The 20,169-nt window shown below is 42.2% G+C and carries 18 protein-coding genes and 1 riboswitch; of the genes, 12 read left to right on the forward strand and 6 right to left on the reverse strand.

The annotated features are described in order from the left end of the window. Window position 1 precedes the first annotated feature (1 nt). From pruA to MKX52_RS01855, 3 genes are all read left to right on the forward strand, one after another. Window positions 2–1,549 (forward strand): L-glutamate gamma-semialdehyde dehydrogenase, encoded by a 1,548-nt coding sequence (pruA, locus tag MKX52_RS01845; RefSeq protein WP_144457979.1) that lies wholly within the window; start codon window positions 2–4, stop codon window positions 1,547–1,549. A 126-nt stretch (window positions 1,550–1,675) separates the two neighbouring features. Next, window positions 1,676–2,908: a helix-turn-helix domain-containing protein gene (locus tag MKX52_RS01850; RefSeq protein ID WP_012008869.1), complete on the forward strand. Its 1,233-nt coding sequence runs from the start codon at window positions 1,676–1,678 to the stop codon at window positions 2,906–2,908. Between the two features lie 121 nt (window positions 2,909–3,029). Continuing rightward, window positions 3,030–4,328: an arsenic transporter gene (locus tag MKX52_RS01855; protein WP_012008870.1), complete on the forward strand. Its 1,299-nt coding sequence runs from the start codon at window positions 3,030–3,032 to the stop codon at window positions 4,326–4,328. A gap of 47 nt (window positions 4,329–4,375) precedes the next feature. Here MKX52_RS01855 and MKX52_RS01860 read toward each other — a convergent pair whose 3' ends face one another. Continuing rightward, window positions 4,376–5,053, reverse strand: a complete 678-nt coding sequence (locus MKX52_RS01860; protein ID WP_088000543.1) for an amino acid ABC transporter permease — start codon at window positions 5,051–5,053, stop codon at window positions 4,376–4,378. A gap of 12 nt (window positions 5,054–5,065) precedes the next feature. Beyond that, a complete protein-coding gene (locus MKX52_RS01865; protein ID WP_342491354.1) occupies window positions 5,066–5,938 on the reverse strand; it encodes a transporter substrate-binding domain-containing protein in 873 nt (290 codons plus the stop codon). 177 nt (window positions 5,939–6,115) lie between these two features. On the opposite strand from MKX52_RS01865, the gene MKX52_RS01870 reads away from it, so the two are divergent. Beyond that, window positions 6,116–6,448, forward strand: coding sequence for a YckD family protein (locus MKX52_RS01870; RefSeq protein WP_225970048.1), 333 nt, complete (start codon window positions 6,116–6,118; stop codon window positions 6,446–6,448). Window positions 6,449–6,495: 47 nt separating this feature from the next. On the opposite strand, the gene MKX52_RS01875 is transcribed toward MKX52_RS01870, so the two are convergent. Next, window positions 6,496–7,260 (reverse strand): MBL fold metallo-hydrolase, encoded by a 765-nt coding sequence (locus MKX52_RS01875; protein WP_342491355.1) that lies wholly within the window; start codon window positions 7,258–7,260, stop codon window positions 6,496–6,498. A gap of 116 nt (window positions 7,261–7,376) precedes the next feature. On the opposite strand from MKX52_RS01875, the gene MKX52_RS01880 reads away from it, so the two are divergent. Together MKX52_RS01880 and MKX52_RS01885 are read left to right on the forward strand one after the other, a co-directional pair. Then, window positions 7,377–7,793: an Lrp/AsnC family transcriptional regulator gene (locus MKX52_RS01880; RefSeq protein WP_186299672.1), complete on the forward strand. Its 417-nt coding sequence runs from the start codon at window positions 7,377–7,379 to the stop codon at window positions 7,791–7,793. A gap of 29 nt (window positions 7,794–7,822) precedes the next feature. After that, window positions 7,823–8,629, forward strand: a complete 807-nt coding sequence (locus MKX52_RS01885) for an AAC(3) family N-acetyltransferase (protein WP_144470132.1) — start codon at window positions 7,823–7,825, stop codon at window positions 8,627–8,629. A gap of 1 nt (window position 8,630) precedes the next feature. On the opposite strand, the gene MKX52_RS01890 is transcribed toward MKX52_RS01885, so the two are convergent. The 3 genes from MKX52_RS01890 to MKX52_RS01900 form a co-directional block, all read right to left on the reverse strand. Continuing rightward, window positions 8,631–9,017, reverse strand: a complete 387-nt coding sequence (locus tag MKX52_RS01890) for a competence protein ComJ (RefSeq protein ID WP_342491356.1) — start codon at window positions 9,015–9,017, stop codon at window positions 8,631–8,633. Window positions 9,018–9,137: 120 nt separating this feature from the next. Then, window positions 9,138–10,835, reverse strand: a complete 1,698-nt coding sequence (locus MKX52_RS01895) for a methyl-accepting chemotaxis protein (RefSeq protein WP_342491357.1) — start codon at window positions 10,833–10,835, stop codon at window positions 9,138–9,140. Between the two features lie 127 nt (window positions 10,836–10,962). Next, complete coding sequence (locus MKX52_RS01900; protein WP_088000555.1) at window positions 10,963–11,391, reverse strand: NucA/NucB deoxyribonuclease domain-containing protein; 429 nt, start codon at window positions 11,389–11,391, stop codon at window positions 10,963–10,965. Between the two features lie 367 nt (window positions 11,392–11,758). Here MKX52_RS01900 and MKX52_RS01905 point away from each other — a divergent pair, with 367 nt between their 5' ends. The 6 genes from MKX52_RS01905 to MKX52_RS01930 are packed head-to-tail and all read left to right on the forward strand — an operon-like array spanning window position 11,759 to window position 19,650. Next, a complete protein-coding gene (locus MKX52_RS01905) occupies window positions 11,759–13,828 on the forward strand; it encodes a hydantoinase/oxoprolinase family protein (RefSeq protein WP_342491358.1) in 2,070 nt (689 codons plus the stop codon). Next, the gene (locus MKX52_RS01910) at window positions 13,818–15,803 is read left to right on the forward strand and encodes a hydantoinase B/oxoprolinase family protein (RefSeq protein WP_342491359.1); all 1,986 of its coding nucleotides are present in this window, start codon (window positions 13,818–13,820) and stop codon (window positions 15,801–15,803) included. The genes MKX52_RS01905 and MKX52_RS01910 overlap by 11 nt, the downstream gene beginning before the upstream one ends. Continuing rightward, window positions 15,800–16,885 (forward strand): ABC transporter substrate-binding protein, encoded by a 1,086-nt coding sequence (locus MKX52_RS01915; RefSeq protein WP_012008883.1) that lies wholly within the window; start codon window positions 15,800–15,802, stop codon window positions 16,883–16,885. Before MKX52_RS01910 ends, MKX52_RS01915 begins: the two co-directional genes overlap by 4 nt. Window positions 16,886–16,893: 8 nt before the next feature. Beyond that, window positions 16,894–17,985 (forward strand): ABC transporter ATP-binding protein, encoded by a 1,092-nt coding sequence (locus MKX52_RS01920; protein ID WP_342491360.1) that lies wholly within the window; start codon window positions 16,894–16,896, stop codon window positions 17,983–17,985. Then, window positions 17,985–18,854: an ABC transporter permease gene (locus tag MKX52_RS01925; RefSeq protein ID WP_088000564.1), complete on the forward strand. Its 870-nt coding sequence runs from the start codon at window positions 17,985–17,987 to the stop codon at window positions 18,852–18,854. Before MKX52_RS01920 ends, MKX52_RS01925 begins: the two co-directional genes overlap by 1 nt. Next, window positions 18,847–19,650: an ABC transporter permease gene (locus MKX52_RS01930; RefSeq protein WP_041815150.1), complete on the forward strand. Its 804-nt coding sequence runs from the start codon at window positions 18,847–18,849 to the stop codon at window positions 19,648–19,650. Before MKX52_RS01925 ends, MKX52_RS01930 begins: the two co-directional genes overlap by 8 nt. Window positions 19,651–20,019: 369 nt before the next feature. Beyond that, a riboswitch (cyclic di-GMP riboswitch) is annotated at window positions 20,020–20,112 on the forward strand. Window positions 20,113–20,169: the final 57 nt, after the last annotated feature.

Genomic DNA, 20,169 nt, shown 5'->3' on the forward strand with positions numbered 1-20,169 from the left:
GATGACAACACCTTACAAACATGAACCATTCACGGATTTTAGCCAGGAAGAAAACCGCAAAGCGTTTGAACAAGCATTAGCAAAGGTAACAGAAACACTGGGTCAAACCTATCCGCTCGTGATTAATGGAGAAAGAATCGAAACGAAAGACCAAATTGTCTCGATCAATCCTGCGAAAAAGGATGAAGTCGTTGGAACCGTATCAAAGGCCGGAAAAGAAGAGGCAGAACAAGCGGTTCAGGCTGCGGCGAAAGCATTTGAAACTTGGCGCTATACTTCTCCAGAAGAAAGAGCCAGCGTTATTTTCCGTGCTGCGGCAAATATTCGCCGTAAAAAGCATGAGTATTCAGCCCTTCTTGTTAAAGAAGCAGGTAAGCCTTGGAATGAAGCGGACGCAGATACAGCAGAAGCGATCGACTTTCTTGAATATTATGCTCGTCAAATGCTGGAGCTGGCGAAAGGCAAACCAGTGAACAGCCGTGAAGGAGAACACAATCAATACGTATACACCCCAACTGGCGTGACACTCGTCATTCCGCCGTGGAACTTCTTGTTTGCTATTATGGCAGGAACAACAGTAGCACCAATCGTTACAGGGAACACAGTTGTCTTAAAACCTGCAAGTGCAACTCCTGTCATTGCGGCACGTTTTGTGGAAGAGCTTGAGCAAGCAGGACTTCCAAAGGGTGTGGTGAACTTTGTACCAGGAAGCGGAGCTGAAGTTGGAGATTATTTAGTCGATCACCCGAAAACAAGCCTGATTACATTCACTGGCTCAAGAGAAGTAGGGACACGTATCTTTGAACGCGCAGCTAAAGTACAGCCAGGTCAGCAGCATTTAAAGCGTGTCATTGCTGAAATGGGCGGTAAGGATACAGTGGTTGTAGATGAGGATGCAGACGTCGAATTAGCGGCTAATGCTATTTTCACATCAGCCTTCGGTTTTTCAGGTCAGAAATGTTCAGCTGGATCTCGGGCTGTCGTTCACGAAAAGCTGTATGATCAAGTGATTGAGCGAGTGAAGGAAATCACAGAAACGAAAACAACAGCGAACCCTCTTTCTGCGGATGTCTACATGGGTCCTGTCATTGATCAAGCGTCCTTTGACAAGATCACAGATTATATCGAAGTGGGCAAGCAGGAAGGCCGATTAGTCACTGGCGGAACGAGTGATGATTCGGAAGGATACTTCATTCACCCAACCGTTTTTGCAGATCTTGAGCCAACGTCTCGCTTGATGCAAGAAGAAATCTTTGGACCTGTCTTGGCCTTCTCGAAAGTGTCTAGCTTTGATGAGGCACTTGAAGTAGCCAACAACACGGAATATGGTTTGACAGGTGCTGTCATTACCAATAATCGGGATCATATCAATCGTGCGAAGCAGGAGTTCCATGTAGGGAATCTCTACTTTAACCGTAACTGCACAGGAGCCATCGTAGGATACCACCCATTCGGCGGATTCAAAATGTCAGGAACCGATTCAAAAGCAGGCGGTCCAGATTACCTAGCTCTACACATGCAGGCAAAAACGATTAGTGAAATGTTTTAAGTTGGAAAAGCATGAACCTGTACACACGGGTTCATGCTTTTTTTGCTTGTCTACGACTTTGTTTCTATGCAAATCTGTCCGGAAAGAAGTATGATAAATGTATTACTTAATCAGGGAGCAATCGGGATGGAAGAGATATTAGAAAAGCTTCACACATTTTTTGATGTCGATAAGTTAATTGCATTTATTAGCGGGTATTTAAAAAAACCAGTCATTTTAGAAAGCACAGAGTGCCAGCTCCTTGCTTATAACTCTTACAGCATTCAGCAGTTTGACCCAGTCAATCAGCAAACGATTTTCTCAAAAGAATGTCCAGGGTCTGTTGTCGATTGGTTAAAGAAAACAGGGGTCATCGAGCGGCTTCACAAGGAGTCAAAGCCTTTTTATGTGAGCGGTCATGACGAGCTCGGGTTTAATCGGCGGGTGGCTGTGAGCGCCAAGCATAAACAAGAAGTTGTCGGCTTTATTTGGGTGCAGGACATTGAGGATTCTCTCTCTCAAGAGGAGCTGCAATTTTTGCACGAAGCTTCCTTTCAAGTGGGGAAAGTGATTTATAAAAATAAGAAACAGCTGGAGAAAAAGGAAGGCAAGATTGAAGAGTTTTTCAAAAAGGTCATGGATGATCATTTTTATACAGAAGAAGAACTGAAGTGGGAGGCTGAGAATTTAAGCATCCCGCTGCCAGCTGTATTTACTGTCATGGTCGTACACGCTGCCGATAACAAAAGTGAGACGGCAGAAGATGTGAAGGACGTCATTCGGACGTATTTGCAGCTAGAAGACAAGGTGAATCACGTATACTCCGTTCAAGCCGACATTGTGGTGATATTGGGCAGCTTGTCAGACCGGCACTCACCGAAAGCGACTGCGGCTGACGTCATCGCTCATCTGCAATCGAAAGCGCATGCCCATCCTTCTCCCTTGTATATTGGGATGGGAAGAGAGTATCGGGATGTCATGAAAATGAGTACAAGTCGATTTGAAGCGATAGAGGTCGTGAAGGCTGTGAAAATTGTGGGAGGACAAGAGCTGATTCCATATGATTACGAAAATCTAGGGGTTTTCCGGTTCTTAGACTCGATTTACAGCCATCAAAAAAAGAAAAATGATTTCAATCCAGATTTGTTACGTTTGAAAGAAAAAGACCGTGACAGCCAAACCTCATTTTTAAAAACGCTGGAAGTCTACTTATTGAATAACTGCAAGCTAAAGCCAGCCGCTGAGCAGTTGTTTATTCATCAAAATACATTAAACTATCGAATGAAACAAATCTTTGAGATGACCTCAATCGATTTAAGTCACTTCAGCCAGCGATGTGAGTTATTTATTGAATTAATGCTAATGAAAAAAGATCAATAGTCATGGAATCCGCAGGTGCCTGGGATCACCTGCGGGTTTTCATGTGAAAATGGCATACAACGGCCTTGTTTCGTTGTATGATAGATAAGGATTTTATGAGAGAGTGAAAGGGGGACCACCTTTGGGAGCAGTCACCTTGGCCATTTTGATTTTCATCCTGACCCTCGTCCTCGTCATTTGGCAGCCCGGACGTTTAACCATTGGATGGTCAGCATGTGGAGGCGCCATTCTTGCACTTGCTTTTGGTGTCGTTCATCTGGGCGATGTGTGGGAAGTGACGCAAATAGTATGGAACGCAACATTTGCGTTTATTGGCATTATTATGATTTCGTTAATTTTAGATGAAATCGGCTTTTTTGAATGGGCTGCACTGCATATGGCAAAAGCCGCAAAAGGGAACGGTGTCCGCATGTTTATTTATTTAACATTGCTTGGCGCTGTCGTGGCTGCTTTTTTTGCGAATGATGGAGCAGCACTGATTTTGACCCCGATCGTCTTGTCTGTAGTGAGAGCGTTAAACCTAGATGAGCGGATGATCCTGCCTTTTGTAATGGCGAGCGGCTTTATTGCAGATACAACCTCTTTGCCATTTGTCATTAGTAACTTGGTCAATATCGTATCAGCCGACTATTTTCATATTGGGTTTCTAGAATATACAGCAAACATGTTCGTACCAAACCTTGTGTCGCTTGGAGCGAGCATGCTAGTGCTTTATGTGTTTTACCGAAAGCTTATTCCAAAAACATACGATCTGTCACAAGCGAAGGAACCGGCTTCAGCGATCCGGGACATCCGCATGTTCCGCTTGTCTTGGTATGTGCTTGGCTGTCTGCTTGTCGGTTATTTTGGAGGGGAACTTATTGGAATTCCGGTCTCCATCATTGTGGGTGGTATTGCCCTTGTTTTCTTGTGGCTGGCAAGAAGAAGTCCGCAAGTGGCGACAAAACGTGTCATAAAAGAAGCACCGTGGTCGATTGTCTTTTTCTCAATTGGCATGTATGTCGTCGTATATGGACTGAAGAATGTCGGTCTCACAGAAATATTGGCGGCATGGATCGAACAAGGAGCATCGCATGGCTTGCTTGCGGGAACGATGTTTATGGGCGTGCTTGCCGCAGTGCTTTCCTCTGTCATGAACAATCTACCTACTGTGTTAATTGATGCGATTGCAATCGGACATACAGACACAGCAGGCGTCATGAGAGACGGCCTGATTTATGCCAATGTCATCGGCTCAAACCTTGGTCCGAAAATGACCCCAATCGGCTCATTGGCGACATTGCTGTGGCTTCATGTTCTTAAGAAAAAAGGCGTCCATATCTCTTGGGGGGCATACATGAAAGCCGGAATTATCCTCACCATCCCGACCTTGATCCTTACTTTATTGGGGTTATATGTGTGGTTATGGCTGATACATTAAAGCTGAATATAAAAAAGAGCAGGTCGCTTGGATCTGCTCTTTTTTTGTTACAGATATTTGGCATAGCGTTTTTCTAAAAAGTCCTGAAGCAATGAGACTACACTACAAATGCCCCAGTAAATGAGGGCGACCAAAATATACATCGTCATATAATCGAATTCGCGCCCACCTACGATTTTTGCTTGCTGGAACAGCTCGGGTACAGTAATCATTGCAGCCAGTGAGGAGGCTTTGATTAAATCGAGCATGACATTGGCTAGTGGCGGTAGTGCGATGCGAACGGATTGAGGCAAAATGACACCACGCATCGTTTGCCAATAGCTGAGACCTAGTGACTTGGCAGCTTCTACCTGTCCACTCGGCACAGAGGAGAGAGCCGCTCGATTGATTTCTGCAATATAGGCAGCGCTATTGAAGCTAAATCCAATAATGGCAGCAGTCACCGCTGTAAACTCAATCCCGATGTAAGGGAATCCAAAATAAAGAATAAACAAAATTACTAGAATGGGCACGCCGCGCATGAATGAGATATACAACCGTGCAGGCAGCCAAAGCATCCACGTATTCGCCATTCTGGCAAGCGCAATAAAAAAGCCAAGAATGGTACCAAAAAACATGCTCACAAAGGAAATGAGCAGCGTCAGCCAAATGCCTTTCATGACAAATGGAAATGACGCCTTTGCCAGTGCAGGATTAAATATATATTCTAAATGAATATCTCCCACGCTTTCGGCTCCTTATTTCGAAATGTCGACATCTTCGACATCAGCATCTATTTTCTTTGAGACGTCTGCATGATTAAAGAATTTTTCGGAAATCTTTTTCATAGTTCCGTCTTTTTTCATGTCCTTTAAGACACCATTTAATTCTTTTTGAAGCTCTGTGTTGTCTTTCTTCATCACAAAACCTTGTTCGTTTGGCATGTATTTTAAGTCAGGGTGAATCGTAATATTTAATTTCGGGAATGCAGCTAGCGCTAGTGTCTGCAAGTAATAATCATTTAGAATGACATCTGTACGACCGTTAGCAACATCCTTTAAGTATTGCTCGTTTGTCGCATTGTCATAAATGACTTCCTTCGCACCGTACTTGCGAGCGACATCCATGTAAATCGTTGTGGCAGCACCAGCTGCTTTCTTTCCTTTTAAATCTTTTAACGTTTTAATGCCAGACAAATCGTCTTTTCTTACGATCGCCGTGCCATAAGAATATTTATAAGGAGTTGAAAAGGCGAACTTATCTTTTCTGTCATTTGTGATGTCGATGTCATTTGCAGCGGCATCCACTTGACCAGAATTAATGGCGCTCAGCATGCCATCATAGCCCATTTCTTTAAATTCTACTTTTACATCAAGGCGTTTAAATGCTTCTTTGACTACTTCCACTTCATAACCAGTCAATTGATCCTTGCCATTAGCGGTATCGTGATATGACGTTGGATAAAGGGTGCCTGAAGTAGCAACAACAATTTTCCCTTTCTTTTGAATCTTATCCCACTTTGAATCTCCAGACTGAGAAGAGCCTGATTGACTGCAAGCAGACAAGACAAGTATGAAAGCAGACACAACAAGCATTACCCAAATCGATTTTCTATGATAAAAACGACTCATTTAAGAATCCTCCTCTATTTTTTATACAAAACAAAACATAGCACGCTTTTTCTGTTAGGACAACGTTTTCAGAAGAAAAGCGAAAAAGTAAGAATATTATGTGCAATTTGCGTGATGAAATAATGTATAAAAAAGGAAAGTGAGTGCAAAATAAATGCGAATAAAGGAGGGAAGAACATGATGAAAAGAATAAGTGGCTTGTTCATATTATCGGTGATGCTGTTGTCCGGTTTTTATATGGAAACAGCTCATGGAGAAACACCTCAAATGGAAAAGCGTCCAGTAACGCATCAAGTAAAACTAACGACAGAACAACAAAAACAAATTGAAACACTTGAGCAGCAAATTCTTTCTAAACGAAAAGAAGTGATTGAGAAGTACGTCCAATATGGTGTGTTAACAAAAGAACAAGGTACACATATTACGAAACGAATGGATGAGCATTACAATCATTTGAAAAACAACGGATTTGTCCCATTGCTGAAAAAACCACAGCACCATCGACCATAAGGATGAAACCGGCAGTGAGGTGCCGGTTTTTTTGTTTAAGATTCTTTTCAGAAGGTGAGACTTTCACCATCTTTAGGAACAAAAATGGCTTTTTCTGTTTGATGCTCCTGAATGTAAGTTTGTAATGAAGCTCTTGTAAGCAAGCAATGATTCACTGCCTCAAGGTGACAAGCGACAATTTGTGCAGTTGGATGAGAATGGTGAACATCTAAAATGTCTTCCTTCGTCATCGTAATCGGATCGCCTTCTAAAAATTGAGCAGCTCCGCTATTGACCACAATGACATCTGGCTTGCAAGTATTGATAACCTCCTTCGGCTCATCACACCAAATGGTATCCCCTGCAATATAAAGGGTAGGTTCATCAGGGTGAGAGAAAACAAAACCGCTGACCTGTCCCATCCGCTTTGCAATTTCTCCCGTCCCATGCTGTCCACCTGTTCGCAGGATATGAACACCACCAATGTCTATTTCATCTTCAATACATGTGACATGCTCGAAACCGGCTTCTTCAACTTCTTTTTTGTCATTCTCAGATTGGGTATAAATGGGCTGATCTTGAGCTATTTTTTGTTTTGCCTCGTCATCAAAGTGATCTACGTGCAAATGAGTGAGTAAGACAGCATCTGGATGTAGCATGTGGTCTATGTCAATGTTTACAGGCAGATCAACAATTGGATTATTCAAATGTTGATTGGCTGTATGAGGGAACGGTGGGTATGTTCCTTTTGCTGCTAAAAAGGGATCAATGAAGAAAGTTGTCTGACCATATTCAAGGTATAAAGTAGCATTCCGAATGAGCGTGATTTTCATGAAAAGGCCTCCTTTTTTTCTGATTAAGTTTACAGTATATTAAAAGAGTTCCTTTTTGACAGAGGGGAATGAAAGTCTTTCATCAGCAGGACTTGATTTTTGAAAGAGGTGAGCCAATGTTAGACCAAACCGATATGGATATATTAAAAGAGCTCTCTAAAAACAGTCGGTTGACCATGAAAGCGTTAGGTGAAAAAGTTCATTTAACCGGTCAAGCTGTTGCGAATCGTGTGTTAAAACTTGAAGAAGAGGGTGTGATTGAAGCATATACCATTTCGATTGACTGGCGGACGCAAAAGACCATCCAAACATTTATGCAGCTCTATACCCGAAGTCATCATCACGAACCACTTCTGTCATTTCTCGATCGACAGGAAGAGATCAAGAATTTATTTAAAATAAGTGGTGAGGGTTGCTATATGGCTGAAGGTCATTTCTCAAGTCATGATGAACTCGATCTGTTTTTAACGGAGCTGACAAATTACGCAAATTATAAACTGTCTATTGCGGTTAAGCGTCTCATTCATCATTAAGAGAAGAGATGCAGGAGGAAAAGGAAACGATGAAAAAATTAATCGAAAATCAAGCTGAACCGGTGACAAAGGAAACAATCAAAGCTGACTTGGTTCAACTTGGTGTGAAAAAAGGCATGATTTTATGTGTTCACTCATCTTTATCATCTATAGGCTGGGTAAACGGAGGCGCTGTTGCCCTCATCCAAGCATTGATGGAAACCGTAACAGAAGAGGGGACACTGATCATGCCGGCACAAACGTTAGAGCTTTCTGATCCCGCCGATTGGATCGATCCGCCTGTTCCTTTTTCATGGTGGAAATCGATCAAAGACACAATGCCTGCATTTGATCCAGCTTACTCGATACCAACTGCAATGGGAAAGGTAGCGGAAGCGTTTTGGAAATACCCAGGCGTGGCGAGAAGCAATCATCCTCATTTTTCATTCACGGCTTGGGGGAAAAAGAAACATGAGCTTCTGAAACACCACGCCCTTTCTTTTGGATTAGGGGAACATTCTCCTCTAGCCCGCATGTATGATGTTCAGGCTCAGGTGCTACTGATTGGGACGTCTTTTGAGAGTCTGACCGCTTTCCATTTGGCTGAATATCGCATTCCTCAACAAGACCTCATGACAAGAGGAGCTCCCATCTTAGAAAATGGATGGAGGGTATGGAAAGAGTACCAAGATATCATCACTAGAGAAGAACTATTTGAGCAGATCGGCCGGGACTTTCTGAAATCAGGAGGCACTCATCATCACGGTCAAATCGGGCTTGCCAGTTCATATTTATTGCCAGTGAGAGAATCGGTAGACTTTGCAGAAAAGTGGCTTGATTTGTACGATCAGTCGTGATCTACACCGTTTGGAAATGGATATGATAAAGGTCTTCATCAGGCTGCTGTGTAGTGTAGCAGGTGAGCTGATAGTCTCCCTTTGGTATAGGGAAAGACAGCACCTGAGCCATGACGCTTGTGATATAAACTTGGTCACTTGCATGCGTATAAGGTATTGTGATCGTTCTGTCAGCCGAGGCTGGGGAGATATCGTTATTTAAAGTTACAGTAACAGAGGCTTTTCCGTTGTTGATCCCTTCAAAGGACACACCCTGATCTCCCATGGCGAATCCTTGAAGAATGTCATCATCTGACCAGTCAATCACAGGTGGCGTTTTGCTTCCGGTGTATACGGTGATTTGGTGATAGGAGATAGATAGGGAATAGGCTTGGTTTAAGTTATTCATTAAAAAAACTCCTTTATTCATAGATTTTCGTTGGAATGTGAATGGTTGAAAGAGTGATTCTTGAAGAGAATGTTAGGCAGCAAGACGATTGTCGCCGTCTTGCGCTTCTATATGAGGAATCTAGATGTGAAATTGTGAAACCATTGTTTTTAAATCTCCTGCTAAATGGGCAAGAGCTTCTGATGAAGCAGTTACTTCTTCCATTGCAGCAAATTGTTCTTCTGTTAAACCGGCTACTTGCTGTGAATGTTCACTTGTTAATTTTACCCCTTCTGTAATAGTGGCAAAGGATTGTTTCGCATCGTTTGTATAAGCTGCGATTTTTTGAGATGCACTAGATAAATGCTTAATACCATCTGCCATTTCTCTCATTGATTGCTGAATATCAATAAATGATTCTTCTGTATGAGAAATAAGTACAGTCCCTTGAGCCGCTTCTTCTCTTACCCGATTGATCGCACTTGTTGAATGAGTCATCTCTTTTTGTATTTCAGAAATGAGATGGGAAATCATATTTGATGATGCTTGAGACTCTTCAGCGAGCTTTCTCACTTCGTCTGCGACAACCGCAAATCCTTTCCCATGCTCACCTGCTCGTGCTGCTTCAATTGCTGCGTTAAGAGCAAGCAGGTTGGTCTGGTTAGCGATATCTGTAATAACATGGGAAATGTGATCAATTTCAGCCGAACGTGTTTCTAATGCTTGAATGGCTGTCCCATTTTCCTCTATTGATTTTGCAATAGATGTCATTTGTGAGTTTACTTCCCCAATATTCTGTACACCTTTTAAAGCCATTTCTTGTGCATATTGACTTCTTGAAGCCATTTGCCCTGCATTTTTCGTGATGTTTGCCAATTCGTTAGATACTTGAATCATTGTGTGCTCACTTGTTGTCATTTGAGCAGACTGTTCTTCTGATGAATGAGCGACTTCTTGAATACTATGGGTGATTTTTTCTGATGCTGCACTTGTTTCTTCTGCACTAGCTGACAGCTGTTCAGATGAGGTTGCCACTAATTCAGACGTGTTCATCACATTAAGAATGGTGTGATTTAATTTTTCCCGCATCTTATTGAAATGATTAGCCAAATCAGACAGTTCATCGCCTGTTGTATCTGTCACATTGATGGTTAAATTGCCTTCTCCTGCACTCTTAATGGCAGAAGCCATGCGCTTGAGACGGGTTTGAATCCACTTCGTAAAAATAGAAATAATGATCACAGCAACAATTAAGCTTAACAACAGAACAATGAAAAATTGAATGTAGAATGACTGAAGCATTTGTGAAATCATGCTTTGGTTGGCGCCCGTATAAAAAATACCGATCGTTTCACCTGCATCATTTTTGATTGGCATATAAGCCGTTTGATAGTCTTTCCCAGCAACATTTGCTGTGCCGTAATAGTTTTCACCTTGATCTAATACAGTGGCCTTCACTTCTGGTGAAACTTGTGTACCGACAGCTCGTTTGCCGTTTAACATGACATTCGTTGCGACACGGGTATTTCCTTGGAAAACTGTGATCGTATCATCGGTGTATTTTGCTAAATGGTCGACCAATGTATCATGATCATTGATTTGGGTATTCCCTTTGTACAGCTTTCCATCTTTTATCTGCCACGAGCCTGCTACTTTTTCATCTAGGTAGGCATAGCCTAGCTTTAAATCACCTTTTGCTTTTTCAGTGGCCATGTGCTTGATGTTTTCTGTCATTTCGCGATTCACCACATAACCAACAATTGCAGAAAAGATGATGATGACACTTAAAAAGATCAGCAAAATTTTGGCACCAAGCCTCAGTTTTCCCTTTTTCTTCATGCTTTTTGACTCCTTTAGGTATAAGGTAGGATAAACCTCCTTAAGGATTATCGGCATGAAAAAAATGTTTGAAATACCTGGATGCAGTTACGAGGAAATTTTTTTAAGATAGAAAAGGGAAATGGCGTTAATCGATGATAAATTGTATTCTTGTGCCGTCGGGATCATCAGATAATTGATGACCGACCCATGAGCCTGCTCCTCTATTATCTGAAGGACTAATATACTTGACTGAAGCTCCTGTTCCTCCTTCCTTGCACATCGCCATCGGCCATTCATCTCGATCATACCCGCGCTTTGTTGGGATGCCATGAAGTGATTGTTCTCTTTGTTCATCGCTATGTTCACGGTCAATCGTACATACGGATGAATGGCCTTCATCAATTGCCTCCTCTATGTGCTTCGCGGTCTCGGGGTAACGATCTGATGGGAAGTGAATCGTCTTGTCATAAGATGAGTTCGTCGTCTCTTGTTTACTTTGCTCCAGCTGAATATAGCCTGTTGCTACACCAACGACGATCAGTAAAAGCAAGAGAATGATTTTAAGAAGTTTCATAGATGCTAGCTCTCTTTCTTGTTTGCGTATTTTGTAAACAGAAGTATAGCAGAATTACTTACCAATTTCTCCTGGTTTTGAAAAAACGCCTTTTAAAGTTCGAAAAACGTTTTTTATCCGTTTTCTTGCTTTTCACATTTGTAAAAATTCATAAAAATTTTAATTTTTCAGTTCATAAAAAGATTATGCTTTATCAAAATGGCTTTATCACTGCTTTTTGGGCTAATTTCAAGAATTTAACACGCAGAAATTTTAAAAAAATAAAATTGACTAGACCGATATGCTTTAATAATATGGAGTCAAATATCAAAAAATGTCGTAATTTATCAAAATATCATTCTATTTACATTGTAGGAGGGAAGTACAAATGGCGGATGTCTCTTATCGGCTCGGCATAGATATAGGCGGAACATTTACTGACTTATCGTTGATGAATGAAGCAACAGGGGCGCTGACTGAACTCAAAACACCCACAGTGACTGACGACCCAGCTCAGGGAATTATCAATGGGCTAAAACTTCTAAAAGACAGAGGTGTTGATTTATCTAAAATCCAATATCTCGTACATGGAATGACAATCGGTCTTAATACATTGTTGCAGAGGAAAGGAGCAGATTTGGCTCTTTTTGTGACGGAAGGCTTTCAAGACATATTGTCACTTCAACGTTTAAGATTACCCATTCCTTATGACTTCAATTCTCGTTTGCCAGAACCATTGATACCACGAAAGCATGTATATCCAATCTCTGAAAGGTTGATACACGATGGTACGATCAAAAAACCTCTCCATCTGCAGCAATTAGATTATGCTGTTCAGCAGGTCATATCTAAAGGGCTAGCAGGTATTGCCATTTCTTTTTTACATAGCTATCAAAATCCAGTTCATGAATTACAGGCAAAAGCCTATATCAAACACCATTATCCACAATTAGAAGTCCTTACTTCATCTGAATTATGGCCCCAAATGAGAGAATACGAGCGTACCGTGATGTCTGTTGTCAATTTGTACATCCAACCAAAGGTGAAACAGTATTTACAAACATTGAAAAGCCGATTGAAAGAAGAAGGTGTACCAATTTCTCCATACATTACACAATCAAATGGTGGTTTAATGGATGCAGAAAGTGCAGCAGATTCACCTGTTAAAACACTTTTTTCTGGTCCAGCAGCTGGTGTCATTGGTGCCGCAAGAATTGCGGCTTCTGCAAACGAATCCAATCTGATCACGTTTGATGTTGGGGGGACGAGTGCAGATATCTCCATTATTCAAAATGGACAGCCGACGATGGCTCAGTCAAATCAGCTTTCAGGCTTTCCTATCATTCTTCCATCTGTTGCAATGTATTCAATAGGGGCAGGCGGGGGTTCTGTTGCATGGATTGATCAGGGCGGGCTTCTCAAAGCAGGACCAGAATCAGTTGGCTCACATCCGGGACCAGCTTCGTATGGTAAGGGGACGAAAGCCGCCTTAACTGATGCGTTCCTCATATGTGGTTATCTTAATCAAGAGCGTTTTGCCGGAGGACATTTACAACTACAGCTGTCCGCGGCGGAAAAGGCCTTTCAGCCAATTGGTAACCAGCTCAACAAAACGGTAGAAGAAGCGGCTGACCAGCTGATTCAAGTAGCTGTCGCCAATATGTACACAGAATTAAGCAATGTCATGGAACAGCAAGGGTTTGACCCAAGAGATTTTAGTTTACTAGCGTTTGGTGGAGCAGGACCGGTTGTAGCGAATTTCCTTGCGCGAGAAATTCATGCGAAAAACGTAGTCGTTCCTCCAAGTCCAGGAACATTATGTGCATTAGGTGCCCTGACCGCTGATTTTATTCATGATGCAGTACTGTCGAAGAAAATATGCTTACAAGACTACTCGATAGATCAACTAAAACAAGATTATGAGGTGCTTTCTCGAAAAGCGATTGATTGGTTCAGCCAGCAGAACATTCAGCATATTAAACAGACGTCCATTCTATTATTGGCAGATGCACGTTATCAAGGACAAGCCTTTGAGATTGAATTACCATTATCAGCTGAATGGCTGAAGCAAGAGCAAGACATCCATCAACTCGTTGAAGCCTTTCACAAACTACATCAACGTCAATACGGTCATAGAGATGATCAGGCGAACATCGAGTTCACTCATTTACGAGTTCGAGTCATAGGCGAAACGCCGCGGCTGCCTCTCACACATGCTCATGAAAGCAGTGGACAATCTTTGAAGCCACATGAATTCAGGCGAATCTTTATAGAAGAAAAAGAATATGAAGCAGCTATTTATCGCAGAAATACTTTGTCGGTGGGTTCTGTCATGAATGGTCCTGCCATCATTGAGCAGGATGATACGACAACATTGATTCTGCCAAATTGGGCAGGCAGCATTGATCCATCAGGGAACTTGGTGATTTCAAGGGAGGCGGCTTTACATGAGAACTGATCCAGCAAAGCTTGAGATGATGCGCAGTTATTTTAATGCAATTGCATCTGGTATGGGACATGTCATTGAACGGACGTCTTTTACGACTTTCGTCAAAGAATCAGCTGACTTTGCGACAGCGTTAGCTACGCCTTCTGGAGATTTCTTTGTTTATCCGAAGACAGTAGGTGTCACGATCTTTTTAGGGCTGAGTCTTAAAAAAGCGATTGAAGAGAGCGGACCGATGCAGCCAGGAGATATTATCATCACAAATGATCCTTATACGACAGATGGTTTAGCAACCCATTTGCCAGATGTCCATATCATTAAGCCGATTTTCGTAGATGGTGAAATTGTCAGCTATGCTTGGTCTTTTGTTCATGTAAGTGACGTGGGAGGACTTGTGCCCTCGAGTATTTCACCGACAGCGACAGATGTTCATCAAGAAGGGTTAAGAATACCGCCAGTGAAAATTTATGAAGACGGAAAAGAGAATCAAGTCGTTCGTACTTTTTTAAGAGCTAACAGCCGAGCTGGTCATTTAAACGATGGGGATATCAATGCGATGATTGCTGCAGTGAATACGGCAGAAATTCGGTTAAAAGAAATGATCGGCAAATTTGGAATAAATGAAGTGAAACAAGGAATGATGGACCTCCTGAAACAAGCTGAGGTTCGTGCAGGAAAGGTCATTGAAGCCATTCCGGACGGAACGAGTGAATTCGCTGACTATTTAGATGATGATATGATCTCGGATGTGCCGATCCGGTTGAAAGTCAAGTTAACGGTGAAAGGAAAGCAGCTGACACTTGATTTTTCTGAGTGTGACCCTCAAGTGAAAACAGCATTTAACCTTGTTACCAATGGTCAGAAGCATTCCTTCCTATATCAAGGGTTGATTAACTACATTATTAGTCAAGATCCCTTTATACCGATTAATGGAGGAATCACATATCCGATTGAAGTGATTTCCCCTAAAGGGACGCTAGTGCATCCAGAATACCCGGCTTCTGTTGGTATTCGGCATTCGATTACGATGAGGCTGTACAATGTCGTATTAGGTGCTATTGGTAAGCTGTTACCTGAGGCGGTGCCGGCAGCAGGTGCCGGTCAATCTGCTATTGTTGTTCTCTCTGTTCCTGATAATCAAACAGGTGGTAGGAAAATGTCTGTTGTCGAACCATTAGGCGGAGGCGGTGGTGCTCAAAATGGAACGGACGGAGTAGATGGTATTGATCATTCGTCTGGCTTTTTAAAGAATACACCCATTGAGAGCTTAGAACAGCATATTGATATTCATGTTCATCGATATGAGCTTTTGCCAAACACAGGTGGAGCAGGAGAAAACAGAGGCGGACATGCGATTGGTTTGGAATTTGAAATGCTCAAGCCTGAATCCATGGTGACCGCACGAGGTATGGAACGGATGAAGTTTCAGCCTTGGGGATTAATGGGCGGCCGAGCAGGAGCAATCGGTGAGGTCAAGCTAGTCACGGCAAAAGGTGAAAAACAAGACCAGCCGAAAATAGATGTCTTGCGTCTTGAAAAAGGCGATATTGTGCAATTGACATCACCAAGTGGAGGCGGCTGGGGAAATCCATTTGCAAGAGAGAAAGAAAAAGTCCTTCATGAAGTGGAAGCAGGTTTATTAAGCGAAGAAAGAGCGCTGCAACAATATGGGGTTAAAGTGTATGTAGACCAAAATGAATGGAAAATTGATGAGGAGCAAACAAATCAGCTTCGTGAAAAGGGTAATCATCCTGCTCATATGATATGGGATGTCGGAGAACACAGAGAAGCTTATGAGAAAGTATGGACGGATGAAGCCAGTAGCGAACTTGCTGTGCTTCTGCGTTCCTACCCAGCCAACGAACGTACACATTATAAACATGCAGTTCATCAATATTTCAGTCATAGAAATGAGCCGTTAACAAAGAAAGATATCATTCAAGCACTTCGTCATTTGGATGGACAAAAAGGGGGAAATGAATCATGAGAAGAAGATTAATCACTATTTTTGCAGGTGTTCTATCAATGATTCTACTGCTATCAGCTTGCGGTGGGAATGGACAAGATCAAGGAAAACAGCAACAGACTGTGATCGTTGGCGTATACGGAGGCGATTGGGAAAAGAATATCAAACCGATTCTTGAAAAGTTTGAAAAAGATACGGGAATTAAAGTCCAAACCGTCTCTGGTGCGGATTCTGAATGGTTTACAAAATTAAAAGCGTCAAATGGTAAAAATCCACCATATGACCTGCTTATTTTACAGCCTGATACGATTCAAAGAGGCATTGCAGCAAACGTTCTTGCACCGATTGACGAAGGGAAAGCACCGAATGTCAAAAAGCTTTACCGTTCTGTTCAAAAGAAGCTCACTGTTGATGGAAAACAATATGCAGCAGGCTTTAGTATGGGTCAGCTTGGAATTGCGTATAGAAAAGACCTCGTAAAGCAGGAACCAAACAGCTGGACTGACCTATGGAGCAGTCAGTTAAAAGGGAAGGTAGCCATTTCATCTCCGACTTATTCAGCCGGGTTACAATTTTTCTCTGCGCTTGTCCATGCTCAAGGGGGGACAGAATCAAATCCTAAGGATATTGATAAAGCCTTTAAAAGCCTTTCGCAATTAAAAGGGCATGTAGCTGCTTTTCCAGATAATCCAGGGTCTATTCAAACCTTGTTAGAACGTGGTGACGTCGCAGCAGTTCCTTATTGGGATGGACGAGTATTCGCACTTGAAGAAGAAGGTATGGATATTGGTTTCTCATATCCGAAAGAAGGCGCTGTTGCAGCAGTTGCGAGCTGGGCTTTAACGAAGGGAAGTCAGCATGAAGAAGCTGCTTACAAACTATTAAACTATTTAAGTGGAAAAGAAGCTCAGGAAGCCTTCTCGGAAAAATCTTATTATGGTATGTCGAATTCTGATGTGAAATACGGTGACAAGATTAAGGGGAAGGTCAAGGTTGGAGAGAATTATTATAGCAAGCTGACTTGGGTAGATTACGAAACAGCAACTTCGGAGCTGGGCAATTGGACAAATCGATGGAACGAAGTATTAGGCGGAGGAAAATAGGTGATCGTATGAGTGGAATTCATTTAGAACATATCAGCCAGCATTTCGGCGAGCAGATTGCTCTTAACGATGTCAGTCTTACGGTGAATGAGGGAGAGTTTTTCTCCCTTCTTGGTCCTAGTGGCTGCGGGAAATCAACTTTATTAAACATCATTGGTGGTTTTTTAGAGCCAACAAAAGGTGTCGTCTATATTGGGGATCAGGATGTGACGAATTTACCGCCTTATCAAAGAAAAACGGGTATGGTTTTTCAAAGCTATGCACTCTTTCCGCATTTGACTGTCTTTGATAATGTGGCGTATGGGTTAAAGGTTCAAAAGAAAAAGAAGGCAGAAATCAAAGAGAAGGTAATGGATAGTTTGTCTCTTGTGCAATTAGAGGCGTTTGCGAAACGTATGCCGCATCAATTAAGTGGTGGACAGCAGCAGCGGGTAGCGATTGCAAGGGCGCTTGCGATTCAGCCCTCTGTTCTTCTTCTTGATGAACCGCTCAGCAACCTAGATGCAAAACTAAGAAAAAATATGCAGACAGAGCTTCGAAATATTCAAAGGAATGTCGGGATTACCACCATTCTCGTGACCCATGATCAAGAGGAAGCGTTAAGTCTTTCTGATCGGGTTGGGATTTTAGGAGAGGGGAAAATCCAGCAGATTGGGACGCCTTTAGAGGTGTACCGCCAGCCAAACAATCGATTTGTGGCTGAATTTATCGGGCAAGTGAACCTATTTGAGGCAGTCTATGATGAAGCAAGTGCTGCATTTATCGTTCCTCATTTAATCCAGTCAAATGGGCAGCATGTTCAGTTAAAGGTAGCGGCACACCAAGAGAAGAAGGAGAAGCATTTACTCATGCTCCGTCCAGAAAGAATCAACATATCTTCTGAGCGGGGAGACATTCAGTCTAACCATGTATCAGGCGTGCTGACAGATGTCAGTTATATTGGTCACTCATTACGTTTGGTGGTGGGGCTAAATAGTGGTGAAATGATTGTTCATGCTTCTGATGCAGCGTTTCCAGAGCTGCCGAAAGCTGGAGAAGCTATTCATATCAATTGGCAGCCTGAAGATATCGTTTTCCTAGATTCGAAGGTGCATACGTGATGCGTATCAAGAAAAAGAATCAGCGATTTCATTGGTTCATGCTGCTGCCAGCGTGTTTGTTTCTTGTTGTATTTCTTCTAGCGCCGCTCGTGATGATGTTCGTCCTTAGTTTTCGCGATGTGGATTCAATGATGAATACATTACAAACGTATAGCTTTTCTCAATATATTCATGTGTTCACGACAGATGCGTATGTGAAGGCGATTGGAAGTACAGTATGGGTCGCTTTGCAGACAACGGTGATTTGTCTATTGATGGCATACCCTGCAGCATACGTGCTCGTCAAGGCACCTCATCCGCGTCTGCGGGCATTTTTCTATATCTTACTTGTCTCGCCGCTTTTGACAAGCGTTGTGATTCGGACCTTTGCATGGATTGTCCTTCTTTCACAAAATGGTTTGATCAATGGCATGTTATTAGATTTACATGTGATTGAGAAGCCGCTCTCTATGCTGTGGAATATGAATGCGGTAATTATTGCGTATGTTCAGGTCATGCTGCCTTTTGCAGTGCTGCCTATCGCGACGAGCTTAACTGATATGGATCGTCATTTACGACCTGCTTCTATGAGTCTAGGAGCTGGACGAATTCGAACCTTCTTTCATGTAACCTTTCCATTGACTATTCCAGGGATGGTGACTGGGGCTATTATTGTCTTTTCTCTGGCGGCTGGAAGCTATATCACTCCGCTCTTAGTCGGCGGAAGAATGCAACCGCTGCTGCCGCTGTCTATATATCAGCAAGTCATGCAGGTGTATAACTTGCCTCTTGCTGCAGCGATGTCCTTTACGTTATTGGTTTGTGTGCTTATCGTGGTCAGTTTATTAAGCTATCTATTGAAGCGTTGGGAGGCGAGGATGCATGCGTAAAAAATCATTTGGTGATCGCTTGCTTTCCATCCTGATTTGGACTGCTGGGTCACTGGTTTATCTCTTTTTAACCATACCTGTTCTTGTCATCGTCTTATCTGCTTTTAGTCCAAATGCCTTCCCTGAATTTCCGCCGACTTCATTCTCTGTTCGTTGGTTTCAAGAGGTCGTGTCGAATCCAGAATGGATGGAGTCTCTGCGTATCAGTGTGATGTTGCTATTTATCGTAACGCCTCTTACGGTTCTTTTAGGCACGATGGCTTCGTATGCTTTAGCAAGGCTTTCCTTTAAGGGAAAGGAGGCAATTCAAGCCTTCATTTTGTCCCCTCTGATGATTCCTCAAGTAGTGTTAGGGATTGCCATGCTTTATTTGTTTACGGCTATGGGATTTACAGGATCTTTGTGGGCACTTGTCATAGGTCACGTCATTATTGGCTTTCCCTATGTGGTTCGAACAGTAGGCGTCAGTGTCTCGAATTTGGACCCGAGGCTTGAGCTAGCTTCAATGAATCTTGGCGCAGGACCTATTCGCACATTCTTTCGAGTGACACTGCCTTTGATAAAACCAGGAATAATTGCAGGCGGGGTATTTTCTGCCGTGACGTCATTTGGGGAAATATCGATCAGTTTGTTTGTTTCCTCTCCTCAAACGATTACGATCCCTGTTAGGACGTTTAATTACATTGAGCAAACCTTTGATCCGAGTGTCAATGCGATATCTGTCATATTTATTATCATTTCTATCATTGCGTTGCTCATTATTGAGAAAACGATTGGCCTGTCTAAGGTGATGTAAATATAATGAAGAAACAAGGGAGCTGTCATTTGAAATGGCAGCTCTTTTTGTATTGTTTTTACGGTAAATATTTTCAATTTTTTAGGGAATATAGTTCTTAAGATTTAAGAAATCGTGGAGGGTGAAAGGAGACCTCTATCCTACATTTTCGGTCATATTTGCAAATTTTAAGGAAAAACATGAAAATTTTGCGGTATTTAGTCGATTATTTTCGGTTGAACGCAACTATTATTAGTTATTTTCGGTAAATATCGTAAATTATTATGTGATTCATTCGGCATAACGCATGAATCTTTACACCCATTTTTCGGTGAAAAAAACAATAATTTCATATAAAGTGGACGTAAATAGAAAATATTTAAAAAGAAAAGAAGAAAAAGGCAAATCTATGGAAACGTAGAGACGCAAAGCCATGTCCTAAGGTAAATGTTGCTTTTTTACTATGGTCGCCAGGTTACCGAATCAAAATGGGAGTCCCTCCGTTTTATTCGGGGTGGGCTTCTTTCCGTATTCTGTCTA

Source organism: Bacillus sp. FSL R5-0422 (assembly GCF_038610765.1).
Lineage (GTDB): Bacteria > Bacillota > Bacilli > Bacillales > Bacillaceae > Bacillus > Bacillus pumilus_O.